This window comes from Paenibacillus sp. FSL R5-0912 (genome assembly GCF_000758605.1).
In the GTDB taxonomy this organism is placed as follows: Bacteria; Bacillota; Bacilli; order Paenibacillales; family Paenibacillaceae; genus Paenibacillus_AQ.
The window spans coordinates 6,396,720-6,413,789 of record NZ_CP009282.1 but is presented as its reverse complement, the minus strand read 5'-3'; the positions used below and the strand labels follow the sequence as shown (position 1 = coordinate 6,413,789).

General features: G+C 54.6%; 15 protein-coding genes. 14 read left to right on the top strand and 1 reads right to left on the bottom strand.

The window, feature by feature from the left end; all coding sequences use genetic code 11:
* Positions 1-132: 132 nt before the first annotated feature.
* From R50912_RS26985 to R50912_RS34545, 3 genes are all read left to right on the top strand, one after another.
* On the top strand, positions 133-2,031 hold the full coding sequence (locus R50912_RS26985; RefSeq protein WP_042239261.1) for an LTA synthase family protein: 1,899 nt from the start codon (positions 133-135) through the stop codon (positions 2,029-2,031).
* Positions 2,032-2,039: 8 nt separating this feature from the next.
* Positions 2,040-3,473, top strand: a complete 1,434-nt coding sequence (gene wsfD, locus R50912_RS26980) for a glycan biosynthesis hexose transferase WsfD (RefSeq protein WP_042239260.1) — start codon at positions 2,040-2,042, stop codon at positions 3,471-3,473.
* A gap of 96 nt (positions 3,474-3,569) precedes the next feature.
* Complete coding sequence (locus R50912_RS34545; protein WP_081956676.1) at positions 3,570-3,743, top strand: aspartyl-phosphate phosphatase Spo0E family protein; 174 nt, start codon at positions 3,570-3,572, stop codon at positions 3,741-3,743.
* A gap of 126 nt (positions 3,744-3,869) precedes the next feature.
* Here the strand turns inward: R50912_RS34545 and R50912_RS26975 are convergent, their stop codons facing one another.
* Positions 3,870-4,664, bottom strand: a complete 795-nt coding sequence (locus tag R50912_RS26975) for an AAA family ATPase (RefSeq protein ID WP_042239257.1) — start codon at positions 4,662-4,664, stop codon at positions 3,870-3,872.
* A 272-nt stretch (positions 4,665-4,936) separates the two neighbouring features.
* On the opposite strand from R50912_RS26975, the gene R50912_RS26970 reads away from it, so the two are divergent.
* The 11 genes from R50912_RS26970 to R50912_RS26915 all read left to right on the top strand — a co-directional run bounded on the left by R50912_RS26970 (position 4,937) and on the right by R50912_RS26915 (position 17,064).
* Entirely contained in the window at positions 4,937-6,034 is a 1,098-nt protein-coding gene (locus tag R50912_RS26970; RefSeq protein ID WP_442950494.1) for a CgeB family protein, read from the top strand.
* 32 nt (positions 6,035-6,066) lie between these two features.
* Complete coding sequence (locus R50912_RS26965; RefSeq protein ID WP_052416716.1) at positions 6,067-7,200, top strand: CgeB family protein; 1,134 nt, start codon at positions 6,067-6,069, stop codon at positions 7,198-7,200.
* 359 nt (positions 7,201-7,559) lie between these two features.
* Positions 7,560-9,053, top strand: a complete 1,494-nt coding sequence (locus tag R50912_RS26960; RefSeq protein WP_052416715.1) for a glycosyltransferase — start codon at positions 7,560-7,562, stop codon at positions 9,051-9,053.
* A gap of 867 nt (positions 9,054-9,920) precedes the next feature.
* Positions 9,921-11,015 (top strand): non-hydrolyzing UDP-N-acetylglucosamine 2-epimerase, encoded by a 1,095-nt coding sequence (gene wecB / locus R50912_RS26950; protein ID WP_042239248.1) that lies wholly within the window; start codon positions 9,921-9,923, stop codon positions 11,013-11,015.
* On the top strand, positions 11,005-11,991 hold the full coding sequence (locus R50912_RS26945; RefSeq protein ID WP_042239245.1) for a polysaccharide biosynthesis protein: 987 nt from the start codon (positions 11,005-11,007) through the stop codon (positions 11,989-11,991). The genes wecB and R50912_RS26945 overlap by 11 nt, the downstream gene beginning before the upstream one ends.
* Positions 11,988-12,827 carry a dTDP-4-dehydrorhamnose reductase family protein gene (locus tag R50912_RS26940; protein ID WP_042239242.1) on the top strand — a complete coding sequence of 280 codons (840 nt, stop codon included), beginning with the start codon at positions 11,988-11,990 and terminating at the stop codon, positions 12,825-12,827. Before R50912_RS26945 ends, R50912_RS26940 begins: the two co-directional genes overlap by 4 nt.
* The gene (locus R50912_RS26935; protein WP_042239238.1) at positions 12,824-13,825 is read left to right on the top strand and encodes an NAD-dependent epimerase/dehydratase family protein; all 1,002 of its coding nucleotides are present in this window, start codon (positions 12,824-12,826) and stop codon (positions 13,823-13,825) included. The genes R50912_RS26940 and R50912_RS26935 overlap by 4 nt, the downstream gene beginning before the upstream one ends.
* Positions 13,825-14,541 carry a glycosyltransferase gene (locus R50912_RS26930; RefSeq protein WP_042243386.1) on the top strand — a complete coding sequence of 239 codons (717 nt, stop codon included), beginning with the start codon at positions 13,825-13,827 and terminating at the stop codon, positions 14,539-14,541. The genes R50912_RS26935 and R50912_RS26930 overlap by 1 nt, the downstream gene beginning before the upstream one ends.
* Before the next feature lie 159 nt (positions 14,542-14,700).
* A complete protein-coding gene (locus R50912_RS26925; protein WP_042239235.1) occupies positions 14,701-15,276 on the top strand; it encodes a class I SAM-dependent methyltransferase in 576 nt (191 codons plus the stop codon).
* 25 nt (positions 15,277-15,301) lie between these two features.
* Positions 15,302-16,024, top strand: a complete 723-nt coding sequence (locus R50912_RS26920; RefSeq protein ID WP_042239233.1) for a glycosyltransferase family 2 protein — start codon at positions 15,302-15,304, stop codon at positions 16,022-16,024.
* The gene (locus R50912_RS26915; RefSeq protein WP_042239230.1) at positions 16,021-17,064 is read left to right on the top strand and encodes a glycosyltransferase family 4 protein; all 1,044 of its coding nucleotides are present in this window, start codon (positions 16,021-16,023) and stop codon (positions 17,062-17,064) included. Before R50912_RS26920 ends, R50912_RS26915 begins: the two co-directional genes overlap by 4 nt.
* The last annotated feature ends 6 nt before the right edge of the window (positions 17,065-17,070 follow it).

Genomic DNA, 17,070 nt, shown 5'->3' with positions numbered 1-17,070 from the left:
CTTTAATAGAATCTCCAGTTTTGATAACTATTTCAAGTATTGCTATACTAGAGAAATCTGAACTTTTACAGAAAAGTGCAATAGAGTTTACACAGACTTTCAATAAAGAGAGTAAGAGGGGATCGTATTATTATGAACGACAAGAAACATGCGCCGGTGCAGGCTCATTTCTATATCGTTATCGGACTGGTCTGGCTGAAGCTGCTGCTGCTGAGAGGTTTGTTTTTTGACCGGATCGCCTGGGAATGGATTGCTGTGGATATTGCACCGGTGCTGCTGATTATGGGTGTGCTGGCAGTCATTACGCCCGGGCGGATGAAGAAGGCTGTCTACTGGAGCTTTAACGGCTTATTGTCGCTGCTGCTGTTCGGGGCCAGTGTGTACTTCAACCACTTCGGCTCGGTGCCGACCTATCTGGCGCTCTATGAGCTGAATCAGGTGTTCCAGGTGAAAGAAAGCGTAGAATCTACGATTGAGCTAATTGATTATCTGTTTTTTGCCGATCTGGTGATCATGATGAGCTACTTGCTGTTCCGCAGATGGAAGAATGGTTCGGTACAGCAGCAGCGTGGCAGTCAGCCTTCACGCAGAGCCCGGAGAGTCTATCTGGTCGCCCTGCTGGTGGCTATTATCGGCGGCGGTTCGTTGTCGGCCTATTCCATTGATTCTGCACGCGGAATTACGAATGAGCTGGTTCAGGCGGAAAGCGCCGGATTTCTGAACTATGAGGTGGTTGCGGCGATCAAGGCCCAGGAGGATAACGGCCTCACCGGCACAGGAGATATTAATGAAACGATAGCCAAGGTGGAGGCGCTGGAAGCTGTTTATCCATATAAGGATATCGCAGGGGGACTGCCGGATTATTTTGGATCGCAAAAGGGTAAAAATGTAATTGTAATCCAAATGGAAGCTTTTCAGAATTTCCCGCTGCATCAGTCACTGGATGGGCAGGAGCTGACACCGGTGCTGAACGGCTTGGCCGGAGAGGGCTTTTATTTCCCGCATGTCTTCCAGCAGGTCGGTCCGGGCAATACCTCGGATGCGGAATTCATGAGCAACACCTCAATCTATCCGATTGCAACACTTGCGATGTCAACGGGCTTCGGAGACCGGGAGCTGCCGGGCCTGCCGCGTCTGCTGCGGGATAAAGGGTATGAGTCGTACACTTTCCATGTGAACAAGGTTGGCTTCTGGAACCGCAATCAGCTGTATCCGGCGCTAGGCTTCAACGGCTATTATGACAAGGGATATTTCAAGAATGACCACCTTAACGCCTTCGGAGCTTCCGATGAGCAGCTGTATGCTACTGCCGTGGAGAAGCTGGCAGCGGTGCAGAAGAAGGGTACGCCTTTTTATGCCCAGCTTGTAACAGCCTCCAGCCATCATCCGTTCCAGATTCCGGACAGCTTCAAGAAGATTAAGGTTCCGGAGGATCTGCAGGGCACGATGCTGGGCGATTACCTGACTGCAGTGAATTATACGGATTATGCGGTTGGTACTTTAATTGACGGGCTGAAGCAGCAGGGCATGTGGGAGAATACTGTGCTGGTGCTGTACGGCGACCATTTCGGCCTGCAGCCGAAGGATGTCCCGGCGGAGCAGGTGGAGGAAGCGCTAGGAATCCCGTATGATGACCGGATCAGCCGCTTCAATATTCCGCTCATCATTCATGTGCCTGGCATGAAGGAGGGGCAGGCCGTGGAGCGGACCGGCGGACAGCTGGATGTGCTTCCTACTGTGGCCAACCTGCTGGGGGTATCGCTGAAGGATGAAGGCTTTACCGCTTTTGGGCATGATCTGCTGAACATTGACAGCAATGTGGTAGGGATGCGCTATTATTTGCCTACAGGCTCCTTTTTTAATGATGAGGTGATGTTCGTGCCCGGGAAAAGCTTCGCGGACGGAGAGGCCATCTCGCTGGATACGTATGAGCCGGTGGAGGATTTCAGTAAATATCAGACCGATTATGACTATATCCTGAAGCTGATGGGCTTGTCCGATGAATATGTGAAGCTGCTTCCGCAGCGCTAGGAGGAATTATGAAAAGACTATTAAAACCGGAATATCTCATAACCCTGGCCGGCTCCATATTGATCATCTACCTGCTGTTCATAAGGCCATTCATTGGAGTTGCGGACAACGGCGATTTCCTGCGGATGATGAATACGATCGGACTGAATTATTATGATGCTGCGGAGAGCTATGCCGACCGCTTTTTCAGCTTCAGTCATTCCAGGTTTTCCTATGAAAATCTGTTCACGGGCTTTTATCCTTCCTCGCAGATTCTAATTGTGCTGATTCCGAGACTGCTCGCCGGGCTGGTTCACGGGAGTTATTTTGATATCCGCCTGCTGGGCAGCGTATATGGGCTGCTGCTGCTTACCGCGACTTGGCTGATTGTGAAGCTGGTGGCCAAAGGCTCCAATATTACGGGTCTGCTGCTGGGTGCGGGCATTTTGTTTGTCTTTTATGATATCGGATATTTGGCCTATTTCAACTCCTTATTCGGCGAACCGGTATCCATGGTATTCATGCTGCTTACCTTTGCGCTGGGTCTGAGACTGACGGGGCAGGAACGGCCGACACCCAAAGAACTGACGCTCTTCTTCATCGCCGTGCTGTTCCTGATCTGCTCCAAAATTCAGAATGCACCCGTCGGCCTGGCGTTTGCGCTGATCTTCCTCCGTCTGCGGACACTGAATGGAACAGGCAGCTGGCGCAAGCTGGCGCTGCGGTTCGCGGTGGCAACGGCGCTCGTGTCCGTAATCATGTATGTGGCTGCGCCGAAGGAACTCAAGCATATCAACCTCTATCAGACGGTTTTCTTCGGAATTCTGAACGAGTCGCCGGATGTACGCGGGGATCTGCGCGATCTGGGGCTGCCGGAGCGGCTGGAAGTGCTGGCGGGTACAAATTATTTTCAGGGAGATACAGCGATCAAGCAGGATGATCCTTCGCTTACAACAGATTTCTATGACCGGGTATCCCATAAAGATGTACTTTTCTTCTATATGAAGCATCCTAACCGGTTGATAGATAACATGAAATATGCTGCCAGGAACAGCATGTCCATCCGTCCCTATTATCTCGGAAGCTATGAGAAGAGTGAGGGCAAGACGGCAGGGGCCGTAGCCTATGCATACAGCGGGTGGAGTGAATTCAAAAATAATCATGTTCCGAATTCGCTAGGTTTCCTGGTCTTGTTCTATCTCGTTTATTACGCGGGAGTGCTGTACCATTATTTCCGGGCACAAGAACCGGCGGGGCGGATCGCCGGAGAGCTGCTGCTGCTGCTGGGGCTGATTGGACTATTCTCGTTCCTGGTGCCAATCCTCGGCGACGGCCGGGCGGATATCGGCAAGCATCTGTTTTTGTTCAATGTTTGTTTCGATATGATGGCTGTGGCTATGTTTGGCTGGGTGGTGCACAAGCTGGTCATGTTTCTGAAACCTATTTGCGCTGAAAACCTCTAATTGACCCTTTTGAGAATATAGAATACAATGTGTTTGGAACTTTAGTAAAAGAGTGGAAAATGGCTTGGAACAGCCTCATCCTACAAGGGGGCCGCTATGCGTAATGATGATTACAAGGACAGAATTGAACAGGCAAGGCAGGAACTGAACAAACTAGCCCTGGAACACGGGATGCAGGATGTAAGGGTGCTTCGCCAATCGGTGAAGCTGGATGCGCTCCTAAATGAATACAGTGATTGCAATACAGAGAAGGACGACCAGCTTTATTAGAGAATCAAATTCAAAAGACACTTTAACGGCAGATGTGCCGCTAAAGTGTCTTTTTTGAGTGTATAGGAAAATAAGATATTCGTCTGTTGTGGATAAGCTTCTTTGGACATTGGAGCAGGTTTTCTATTATGTGTCCAAAGCATCCGAAGCATAATCATCACCCAACAGCTCACGTAGCATTCTCTGCCGGTCGGTCATGAAGGCCCGTGTCACCGCATAGTGGTCCGTGTCTTCCAGAGCCACAGGCGTGATATTCTCTCCCTCCAGCAGGAATATATCCGCACCCGGGTAGGACATCAGAATCGGGGAGTGAGTGGCGATGATGAACTGGGAGTTCTGTGCTGCCAGCTCATGCATCCGCACCAGCAGCGACATCTGCCGCAAGGGGGACAAGGCGGCCTCCGGCTCGTCCAGAATATAGATGCCCTGTCCGCCGAAGCGGTGGACGAAAGTGGAGAAGAAGGATTCTCCGTGGGACTGCTCATGCAGAGAATTACCTCCGTAGGAGTCTTTGATAAAACGTTCCGAGCCCGCCACGGGCTCCTCGTCCAGCTCATCGATGTAAGTAGCCACATTGTAGTAACTCTCCGCACGCAGGAAGAAGCCGTCCTTCGGCCGCTTGACCCCTTTGGCAATCCGCAGATATTCATAGAGACTCGAATGCGAGGCTCGGGTGTTAAATGAGAAGTTCAGCGTTCCGCCTTCCGGATTGAACCCCCAGGCGGCTGCGATTCCCTCCAGTACAGTCGATTTCCCTGTTCCGTTCTCCCCTACAAGGAATGTAACCTGCTTCTGAAAAGCAATCCGCTCCAAAGCCCGCACCACCGGCAGATTAAACGGATAGGTATCAAAGGAAGGCACCTGTTCACGAAGCAGGTCTACATGGCGGAGATAGAGCATCGGGTCATACATCGAACTCATTTCTAAATCCCTCCTCTTAGCCGGATAGATGGAAAGGTTGATCTTTTGATTCTATATGAATTTTGGGGTGCCCGCAAAGTACCCGACTGAAGGCTTCGGCGCTAACCCCTCACTTTGCAGGGAACTGGAGTGGATGAAATCTGCAAAGGTTCGGGCCATGCGGGCGAAAGACAGGGGGCATGTGCCAATTTCGCCGCGATACAGACAGATGTCCATGAGGCGGATGCTGACTCCGCATATAGTACACTGTCTTGAGAATATGACGGGGCAGGGTGAAGGCCGTGAAAGCAAAAAAGAGAAACGTGCGTCCGCGGGATTACCGAGACGGTTACACGCAAGGGTACCATCTCGGCTTGTGCGAAGCCGTGAAGCGTCTGAATACTCCTGTAGTAGGTGCATGCCGGCCGTTTAAGCTGATGTATGTTCCCCAAGGGTTTCAGGCGATAGACACGGGAGTAGCAGAAGCGCTGCGGCAGCTGGTCAGTGAGCTAATTATCTGTTCTCCGGAAACCATGCTGGAGGTGGCATCGCGTGAGTCGCCGGGAGCGGTGCTTGTGATGAACGGGCTGCATGTGTTTCCCGAGAATCATCTGGAACAAATCACGGAAATAAGAAAATTGGGTATTCCGGCAGCAATCTGGTTTGTGGATGACCCTTATTTTACCGAGGACACATCTGTCATTTGCCGGCACTATGATTACGTGTTTACCCACGAACTGGGCTGCGTGGAATTCTACCGTTCGCTGGGTGTGACTTCAGTGCATTACCTTCCGCTGTGTGTCAACCCGCAGATGTTCTACCCGCGCCGTACCGGACCGCAGTATCAATACGATGTTGTGTTTATCGGCAATGCCTTCCGCAACCGGACGGAGCTGTTCGATGAGCTGGCCCCGTTCCTCCGCGGCAAGAAGGTGATGATCGCCGGCGGCTTCTGGGAACGGCTGAACACCTTCGAAGAACTGTCTCCATTCATCAAAAGCGGCTTCATCCCTCCCGAGGAAACGGCCAACTATTACAGCGGTGCCAAGCTTGTCATTAATATTCACCGTCCGTGGGAAGGCGGGCAGGACAACCGGAATACCTTCCAGCTGCCGTCTCTCTCCATTAATCCCCGGACCTATGAGATCAGTGCCTGCGGAACGATGCAGCTGACTGATATCCGTGAGGATCTGGGCAGCCACTACCGTCCGGGTCATGATCTGGAGACCTTTGCCTCTGCCGACGAGCTGAAGCGCAAAATTGACTATTACCTGAAGCATGAGAAGGAGCGCCGCCAGTATGCGCTGCGGGGACTGCAGACGACACTGCGCCACCACACGTTTACCGCGCGTCTGCCTCATTTGCTGGGAGTTCTTGCTGCACAAGGGTGAAATCCATTATGGGATAGAAGGAGCGAATAAACATGAATAATCAATTTATAATGCCTGCGCCGCCTCTGCCGCGGACTCCTGCAGAAGAGCAGAAACTGAGTGGCCGCCTGACCGGCTTCAAGGTTGGATACGACGAAGGTTACCTGCGCGGACGCCTGGCGATTCTGGATGGCCGGCCGGAAGAACCGCTTCCGGTGCGCAATATCCATGTCATGTACGTGGCTTCAGGCAAAGGGTATCCGTATTCCCCACTTGATGATGCGGTACTCTTCGCACTGCAAAGACTGACCACCCAAGTGACGATTACCGATGTCCGTCAGAATCTGGTAGAGCTGGCTTCGGCTCAGCGTCCGGACCTGGTCCTGGTTCTGGACGGTCTGGATTTACCGCTGGAGCAGGTTGCTATTCTACGCAGCTCAGGAATCAAGACGGCGATATGGCTTACAGATGATCCGTACTACACGGACTTCACTATGAAAATCGTTGCACACTATGATTATGTATTCACCTTGGAGCGTAACTGCATAGAAATCTACCGCGGCCTTGGCTGCGCGGAAGTTCATTATCTGCCTTTTGCCGCCCACCGCGAGCATTACCGCCCGACTACCGGACGTTCGCCGGTCAGCCGCGATGTCAGCTTCATCGGGTCTGCTTACTGGAACCGGATCAATTTCTTCCGCGATATCATGCCGGAGCTGATGAGCTACAACACGGTAATTAACGGAATCTGGTGGGACCGTCTGCCGGAAGCGCCTATCTATGGTGACCGGATTGAGATCGGCAAATGGATGTCTCCGCAGGAAACGGCAGTCACCTACAGCGGTTCGAAGATTGTCATCAACCTGCACCGTTCCCACATTGATGAAGTAGCCAATAACAATACGCTGTATATTCCGGCTGCATCGCCGAATCCCCGTACCTTCGAAATCGCCGCCAGCGGCACGCTGCAGCTCAGCGACGCCCGGGATGACATGGGTTCCTTTTATAAGGTCGGGGAAGAGATTGACACCTTCTCAAGCCCGCAGGAAATGATGGACAAAATCCGTTTCTACCTGACGCATGAGGAGGAACGCCGGGATATGGCGCTGCGCGCTTTTGAACGGACCCTGAAGGACCACACCTACACCATACGCCTGAACCAGCTGCTGGCGGTCATTTACGGCTAAATCTCCCGCAGAATGCTTCAAAAATGTGCGCATCACAGGGGACAGGTGTCGTGCCGGCATCTGTGCCCCCTCAATATACTGGATGGAGTACCGGGTTATGATGTTAGCCTGCTTGCGGCGGATATCCTCCGGATGAAAGAAAGTAAGTAAGACGCAGTGATGATTCGTGAACGTTAGCGGATGCTTACGGAGCGAGTTTTACACGAAGAAATGCTCTGCGGTGAATGCTCGTAAAACTTAAGTTTATGCTTCCGAAGCGAGTTTTACTGCGATGAGAATGCCTGATGCTAAGCTTCGTAAAACTTTTAGGGAGGTGAATGGCTGCTCCACAGCCCCTCGCAGGGGAGCGCCGAGACACCATGGCCGACAAAGCTACAATCGTCCTCTTTTCCCATGTCTCCAATACACGCAGTATTACGGGTGCGGAGAAGCTGCTGTTATTCTTCAGCCGGGAGCTGTCTCCTTACTTTAATTGTATCCTCGTAGCCCCGCAGGACGGGAAGCTGACGCGCCTGGCCCGGAGCTACGGAATCGATGTCCAGCTGTTATCTATTCCGCTTGTCTATGGAATGTACACTCCATATGCCGGCCTTCCGGCAGACATCCGCAAGCTTCAGGAGAGCCGGGAGTATCAGGAGCTGAGTGACTGGCTTGCAGGTGTGCGCCCGTCGTTCATTATTTCCAGTACCTGTGTGCACGCGCTGCCGCCGATGGCCGCGAAATCGCTGGGTATTCCGGTGGTTTGGAAGATCTCCGAGACTATTACGGATAACGAGTTCACTCCGATCAGCGTGGAGCTGATCCATAACTACAGCGATGAGATTCTGGCTATCTCGCAGACGGCTGCGGCTTGCTTCCCCGAGGATATCCGTGAAGGCAAGGTAACCCAGCTTCCCCCTTCCTGGAATGAAACGGAAATGATGTTTGAGGCCTGGAGCAAGCTCCGGGGAGAACGGCGGAATGAACTGAAGATAGCACCGGAGGAACCGCTGATCGGTTATGTCTCTTCCTTCATTAATAAAGAAAAAGGTCTGGAGCATTTCGTCAAAATGGCTGTCCTTGTGCATGAGCAGCATCCGGCAGCCCGTTACATTGTAGTGGGCTCCCCTGGAGACAAAAGCTATTATGAGCGCTGTGTCCGCAAAGTGAAGCTGGAGGGGCTAACCTCCCGGTTCAGATTTGTCGGATATGAAGAATGTCTGCCCGCAGCCTACTGCGCCATGGATCTGCTGGTCGTTCCCAGCCTGATCCGTGAAGGCTTCGGCATGACGGCGCTCGAAGGCTATGCCTTCGGCAAGCCGGTGGTCGCTTATGATTCCGGCGGCTTGCGGGAGATTCTGAACGCTGCGGGCTGCGGTGAGCTGCTTGTGCCTGCGGCCAACATCGGTGCGCTGGCCGAGCGGGTGAACACGCTGCTGGCCGCTCCGGCCATGGCGGCGGCCATTGGCAGCCTGGCGCGGGAACGCATCGAGGCCGTCTACGGCCCGGCGGCTTACCGCGCCCGCCTGCACGGCTTAGCGGAGAGGTGGCATCTCCGCTACTGCCTCGCGCCGCCGCAAGTCAGCGGCGCCGAAGAAGCCCCGCCCGCAGCTCCGCCGGCGGGCGGGGAGGACGCCCCCGCGGCAGAGGCGCCGCGGGTACGCCCCTCGCGCCGCGCCGCACGGCTGCGGGGCGCGAGGCTCCGGCGCGGCAGGCTCCGCCGCGCCAAAGCCCGGGCGCGCGCGGCGGGAACGCGCCCGCGCCGTAAGAAGCGCGCGGCAGGCTCCGCGCGCCGGAAGTCCAGCGGCGGCGGCAAGCACCGCCGCGCGGGCCATGCGCGCCGCCGGGGAAGACGGCGGCGCAAGGCGGCCTGAGGTCCGCGGGGAGTCCGCGGACCGGCACTTTGCCGGCGCTGCGCCAGCCTCCGCCGGAATCGCGCCAATCAGGGGCACAAATGCCCCTGAATCCGCCCAACCCGCCGGAACCGCGCCAATCAGGGGCACAAATGCCCCTGAATCCGCCCAACCCGCCGGAACCGCGCCAACCAGGTGCACAAATGCCCCTGAATCCGCTCCACCCGCCGGAACGGCGCCAATCAGGGGCACAAATGCCCCTGAATCCGCCCAACCCGCCGGAACCGCGCCAATCAGGTGCACAAATGCCCCCGAATCCGCTCCACCCGCCGGAATCGCCCTAATCAGGGGCATAAATGCCCCTGAATCCGCTCCACCCGCCGGAATCGCCCTAATCAGGGGCATAAATGCCCCTGAATCCGCTCCACCCGCCGGAACCGCGCCAATCAGGGGCACAAATGCCCCTGAATCCGCCCAACCCGCCGGAACCGCGCCAATCAGGGACACAAATGCCCCTGAATCCGCTCCACCCGCCGGAACCGCGCCAATCAGGGGCACAAATGCCCCTGAATCCGCCCAACCCGCCGGAACCGCGCCAACCAGGTGCACAAATGCCCCTGAATCCGCCCAACCCGCCGGAACCGCGCCAATCAGGGGCACAAATGCCCCTGAATCCGCTCCACCCGCCGGAATCGCCCTAATCAGGGGCACAAATGCCCCTGAATCCGTTCCACCCGCCGGAATCGCCCCAATCAGGGGCATAAATGCCCCTGAATCCACCGCTCCTGGCGGCGAGCCGGCACCGCCGCTGCGCCGGACCGGCGCCAGCTCTGACAGAACCGCCTGCCCTTCCTTAAGGGCAGGCCATAATCAAAGGGGAGTGAACCCATGAAGATCATGACGATTTTGGGCACACGGCCCGAGATCATCCGCCTCAGCGTCATCATTCCGCTGCTCGATGAGCATGCGGAGCGGCATCTGCTGGTGCATACGGGACAGAATTTCACGGCCAGCCTCAGCGGGATTTTCTTCGCCGAGCTGGGACTCCGCGCACCGGACTATGTGCTGCAGGATAAGCAGGCCGGACTCGGGGGCCAGCTGGCCGCCATGTTCGGGAGCCTGGAGAGTATCCTGCTTCAGGAGAAGCCGGACCGGATTCTGCTGCTCGGCGATACCAACAGTGCACTGTGTGCAATCCTTGCCGAGCGGATGGGTATTCCTGTCGTACACATGGAAGCAGGCAACCGCTGCTACGATTTGAAAGTGCCGGAGGAGAAAAACCGCCGTGTCATAGATGCCGTCTCGACCATAAATATGCCTTATACCCAGCAGAGTAAAAGACATCTGCTCAGCGAAGGATTTCCCAGCCAGCGTATCGTGTTAACCGGCAATCCGATCCATGAGGTGATTACGCATTATGAGGAGCAAATCGGGTCCAGTGATATTTTATCCCGGCTGAACCTTGAAGCAGGCCGGTATTTGCTGGTGACTGCCCACCGGGCCGAGAATGTCGATGATCCTGAATCCCTGCTCCATATTATGTCGGGACTTAACCTTGTGGCTGAACATTATGGACTCCGCCTGATCTGCAGCATCCATCCCCGTACACGCTCCAAGCTTACGGAGCAGTTCCCGCTGACGATGAACCCGCTGGTGGAATTCCATGAGCCCTTCGGATTTTTTGATTTTGTCCATCTGGAGCGTTATGCGCTGTGCGCCATTACGGACAGCGGCACCGTTCAAGAGGAATGCTGCCTGATGGGGGTGCCGACAGTGACCATCCGCCGGACCACAGAACGTCCGGAGACGGTCGATTGCGGAAGTAATGTAGTGTCCGGCATAGATCACAACAGCATTCTGCGCTGCACCCGGCTGATGACGTCGCTTAAGCCTGCTTGGGAGGCGCCGGAAGGGTACCTGACCCCCGATGTCTCGGTTAAAGTAGTTAAATTTCTGCTTGGAGGGAACCTGCATGTTCAATAATAAACGGATTCTGGTCACAGGCGGTACCGGTTCCTGGGGGCATGAGCTTATCCGGCAACTGCTGCCGCAGCATCCCAAAGAAATCATTGTATTCTCCCGCAGCGAGTCTGCACAGGTAGCCATGAGCCGTGAATATGAGGATAAGCGCCTCAGCTTCGTCATCGGCGATATCCGTGACAAGGATGCCCTCGTGGCTGCATGCCGTGGAGTGGATTATGTGTTCCATCTGGCGGCGCTCAAGCATGTTCCTGTCTGTGAAGACCAGCCGTACGAGGCGCTGAAGACCAATGTGGTCGGCACGCAGAATGTAATCGAAGCAGCGATTGCCAATAATGTGGAAAAAGCGATCTACATCTCAACCGACAAAGCAGCGAATCCGTCGAACTTCTACGGCATGACCAAAGCGATCGGTGAGAAGCTGTTCGTATACGCCAACCTGATCGGTTCAGGCACCCGCTTTGTAACGGTGCGCGGCGGCAATGTTCTGGGTACGAACGGCAGTGTCGTTCACTTATTCATGAAGCAGATCAAGGACAAGGGACAAGTGCGGATCACAGATATGAATATGACCCGCTTCTTCTTCACCCTGCGCGATGCCATCACGCTGCTGTTCAAAGCCTCTGAGGTCAGCATCGGCGGCGAGATCTTCGTCATGACCATGCCAACCTGCCGGATTGTGGATTTGGCGGAGGTACTAATCGAAGCTTCGGGCAGAAGAGATGTCAGTATGATCGAGGCTGGAATCCGCCCGGGGGAAAAAATCCATGAGATCCTCATGAGTGATTTCGAGAGCTTAACTACCGTTGTCTACGATGAGCAGTATCTGGTTATTCTTCCTACTCTGGATATGCCGGAGCTGAAGGAGCACTACCGCAAATATCCGCATGTGTCCTTCAACAGCTTCAGCTCGGAGAACAATCTGATGGATCAGGCAGAGATCAAGGACATTCTGATCCGGGGAGGGTTCCTCAAGTGAAGCTGCTTATCCTCGGCGGAAACGGTATGGCGGGTCACATGCTGGCGGATTTTTTCCGCCGCCAGGGCAAGCATCACGTCTTCCATACAACCCGGGATAAGAACGATCTTGGCGGGCTGTATGTGGATGCCGATGATATTGCCGGCGTAGAGAAACTGGTCGAAATCGTCTCTCCCCATTGCATGATTAATGCAATGGGTGTACTGAATCAATTCGCCGAACGTGACGTAATCGGCGCTTACCATGTCAACGGATTCCTTCCCCACCGTCTGCGGCGGGCAGCGGACAGCGTCCATGCCCGGCTCATCCACATCAGTACCGACTGCGTGTTCGAAGGAACACGCGGCGGGTACACGGAAGAGGATGCCACTGACGGCACATCCGTTTATGCCATCACCAAAAGCCTTGGAGAAGTGCGTGACCCCGGCCACCTGACGATCCGCACCTCCATTATTGGTCCCGAAATCCGCTCCGGCGGCATCGGGCTCATGGAATGGTTCCTGGCCCAGAAGGGCCGGGTAACCGGCTATGAACGTGTGATGTGGAACGGAGTCACCACACTGGAGCTGGCCAAAGTGATCAGTTCCCTGCTGGACGCTGATCTGTCCGGGCTGATCCATCTGGCCCATCCCCGGCCGGTGAGCAAATATGAACTGCTGCAGATGATGCAGTCTGCATTTCATAAGGAGGATGTCGAGATCATCCCCGAACGGATACATGTTCAGGACCGGACGCTGGTCAACACCAGGAGCGACGTGAACTTCGAATTACCGTCTTATCCCGAGATGCTTGCGGAGCTCGCAGACTTTATGCACGGCTCAGAGATGCCGACATGAAGGGCCGGAGGCTGCTGATAACCGGAGCCGCCGGCTTTACCGGCAGGCACGCCGTGGCTTATTTTGCGGCTGAGGGAGCTGAAGTGACCGCTGTGGTACGCCGCAGCGCAGCGGAAGCTTCCGTCTTCCCGGCAGGCGTTCAGCAATATATCTGTGATCTCGGCGACCGTAAGGCTGTCGCCGGGATGATTGGAGAGGTCATGCCGGATCAGGTGCTGCACCTGGCAGGCAAGAACTCGGTTCCGGAGTCCTGGCAAGACCCGCTGCTCTATATGGAGACTAATGTAATGGCTACATTGTATTTGCTTGAGGCGCTGCGTTTCCAGCCGGCCAGCCGTATCCTGGTGGCCGGCTCCCGGCTTAAGTACAGACCGGATTCCGCGGCAGGTCCGCCACATCCCTACAGTCTCAGCAAGACGCTGGAGGAACTGGTGTCGCTGGCCTGGGGGACGCTGTTCAAACAGCCTGTTCTGATGGCGGAGCCCTCCAATCTGATTGGTCCCGGACCGTCCACCGGCTTCTGTTCCTTACTGGCACGGCATATTGTGCGCAGTGAAGAGGCGGCCGCTAAGGGGGAAGCCCGGCCTGCAGCATTCAGGCTGTCCTCGCGGCATGTCCTGCGCGACTTTCTGGATGTGCGTGATGCCGTTAGAGCTTATGGCTATATTCTGGATCAAGGAGAGACCGGGAAGATCTACCGGATCGACTCCGGGGCGCAGCGGGAGCTTGGGGAGATTGCCGGGAAGCTGCTGGCTCATGCGGCGGTTCCGGTGGAGATGGACTGGGGACCGCAGCATGCAGAGGAAGGTCAGGCTGCTGGTTCCCCAGCATCTGCCGTTCCAGTGCAGCCTTCCTCTGCATCTGCTGATAGAGAAGTACTGCAGGAAGAACCTGAGGACAATGCTGCCGTTCTCGGCTGGAAGCCGGGGATCGGTCTGGACCGGTCACTTGCGGACATTATCGGCTATACAAGGGCCGGCAAGGAAGGAAGAATATGATGAAGCCCAGAGTATCGGTAATCATTCCCTTTTATAATTGCCCTTATATTGAGCAGGCGCTGCAAAGCGCCTTGGCTCAATCCTGGCAGCCTTATGAGATTATCGTGGTTGATGACGGATCATTCATGCATGCAGAGCGCATTACCCCATATTTGCAGCATATTCACTACCTGGGCAAAGCCAATGGTGGTACTGCCTCCGCACTGAATCACGGTATTGCCCATTCTACAGGGGATTATGTGGTGTGGCTTAGCTCGGATGATATGTTCTATCGTGACAAGATCAACAACCAGGTTCTTTTCATGGAGCAGAACCGTTTGCTGATCACATACACCAATTTCAACTTCATCAACGGGGATTCGCAGCTGACCCAGCTGAATGCAGCAGCTGTGTTTCATAACCAGCTGGACTACTTGCGCTGTTTCCTGCAGGGCAATCCCATCAACGGCTGCACCGTGATGTTCAAGCGGGAAATATTCGGAGACATAGGCCTGTTCAATGAAGGTCTTCCGTATACCCATGACTACGATCTGTGGTACCGGGCTATCCTGAACGGTTACGCTCCGGTCATGCTTAATCAGTCATTAACGGCTTACCGCCGGCATGACGGTATGGGGACGATCAAACATTATGATGTCGTCATGGCTGAAGCCGCTGCGACCAATGCCCGCTATCATGCCCCGCTGAGTCGCTTGATTGCTTCCATGGGCGGTTAAGCAGGGGTAGAAGAAAGAAGCGGGTGCAACGAATTAAGCCCATGCTCCGGAAGTGAATTGAAACGGATACCGGCCTATTAAGGACGACGTAGCCGTTTCTCCACTTAGAAGCAAATTCACAGGAAGCCGGGCTCACAGAACTTTTAGGAGGGAAAGCATATGTACCGGGAAATAGAAGTGAAAGACTTTCTGCCGGTCCTGCTGGAGCAGCTGAAATTCTCCGAGAGTATCCTGGATATCGGCAGCGGTACCGGTACGCTGCTGGAACGATATGAGGCGGCTGTTGTGCTGGGGCTGGATATCCACAGACCTTATCTGCTGCACCGCAAATACAAGTCCCCGCATATCATTCCGGTACATGCCGATGCCAGCCATATTGATAAGCTGTTTCTGCCGGGAACATTCGCTGCGGTCACGCTGATTGATTCCCTGGAGCATTTCTCGATGAGAGAGGGCATGGAGCTGCTGCGGAAAGCGGAGATCATTGCTTCGAACCGGGTAGTCGTATTTACGCCGCGGGGGTTCTTCCCGCAGGAGGGAACGGATCATTTCAACCTGCACGGAGAGGTTTACCAGAAGCACTGGAGCGGCTGGGAGCCTGAGGATTTCCTGAAGCTGGGCTACGCTGTAACCGTTCTGAAAGGCTACCATCATGCGGAGAATCCTTCATTCCGTGAAGCGTTTGGCGAGAATCACGCACCGCTGGATGCTCTGCTGGCCTGCAAAACAGTATAAAACGAATCGGGAAGGAGATGAGCACATGATTCCAAAAACCAAGGTTTCGGTGGTGATTCCCTTCTACAATTGCCCTTATGTGGATCTGGCGGTGAAGAGTGTACTGGCTCAGAGCTACACGGACATTGAGCTGATCGTTGTCGATGACGGTTCTACACGCTATTTGGAGAAGCTTGAGGTTTACAAGGACAATATAATGTATATCCGCAAAACCAACGGCGGCACTGCCTCGGCGCTCAACATGGGAATCCAGGCGGCCAGCGGAGCTTATTTTGCCTGGTTAAGTGCTGACGACCTGTTCCACCCGGATAAAATCAAAAGGCAAATGGAAGCCATCCGCAGCTCTGGAACCTCCTTCAGCCATACGGCCTATTACTATATCAATGAGCTCGGAGAGCGGTTCGCAGGAGTCACGAGCAAGCCGTTTCGTAACAGGGGCGATCTCATTGAGACCATGATGTCGGGCTGTCCGGTAAACGGCAGCTCGGTTCTGCTCGACATGGAGATTTTCAATAAGGTAGGACGGTTTAACGAGAAATTCCTGTATACACAGGATTATGATCTGTGGCTGCGTATCCTGCCGCATTATGAATGGTCCTATATCGAGGAGCCGCTCCTGGATTACCGTGTGCACAAAGAAATGGGCTCTGTCATACACAGTGAAGCGCAGAACCGGGAGATTGCTCTGGTGCAGAGCAGACATCAGGGCATTCTGACGCAGCTGCTGAGAAAGGAGAGAGGGAAATGAGACTGACATTCCCGGTTCTGACGTTGTCCAGAGGCGGTGCACAACGGATGCTGGCCGAGCTGGCCAACCGTCTGGCGGAAATCGGCCATGAGGTGGTTGTGCTTATACCCAGTCACGGCATTGTGGAATATGAAATGAAATGTCCCATTATTACAGCACCGGCAACGATGCTGACTGAAGATGATTTTCCATACGGGGATGTGATCATCTCCAACTACTATACAACGGTGCCGGTTGCAGAGCGGGCCAGTGAACAGGGCAAGGGGCTGCATATCCGGCTGGCCTTATGCTATGAGCCGACTTTTTTACCCAATAACAATCTGTCGTTCGCCTCTTATAATATCACCCGCAACCTGCTTGTACTCTCGCGCTGGCAGCAGGAGATCATCCGGATTAATCATGGCATTAAGGGCAGAATTGTTCCAATCGGTCTAAGCCCTGTTTTCACAAATACCCATTTACGCGGCAGCGGCGGGAACAAGATTGTCGTCTCGGCCATTATGCGCCGTCCCGAGGGCGGGTTCTCCAGTCACCGGGAACAGGATTATCTGCTTCAGCAGCTGGACATAGTGAGACAGCGACATCCTGAAGTGGAGATATATATTATTACGCCCCCGTCGGAATATGCTTCCTCAGAGACGCTGCAGGCGCTGCTCGGGGATGGACGGTTTCAAATACGTACTCCGGGCAATGATTCTGAGCTGTCGTATCATTACAATGAGAGCGACATATTTGTCAGCTCCAGCACCCACGACACCGGCTCATTGCCGGGGCTGGAAGCTATGCGCTGCGGTGCCGCGCTGGTCACCGTATATTCCGGGGGCAATCTCGAATACTGTGTACACGGGCATAACTGCCTGATGTCGTACCGTTACGAGAACCGGTTGGCCGAGGATGTCTCTTCACTTGTTAACAATAAAAAGCTCCGTCAGCGTCTGTCCGCGAGAGGGGAGCTCGACTCGGGGCGCTTCACCTGGGAGAGAAGCATGCAGATCTTTCAGACAGAGCTGTTTGAGATTGTATCTAAACAGGGCGGATAACCCAAA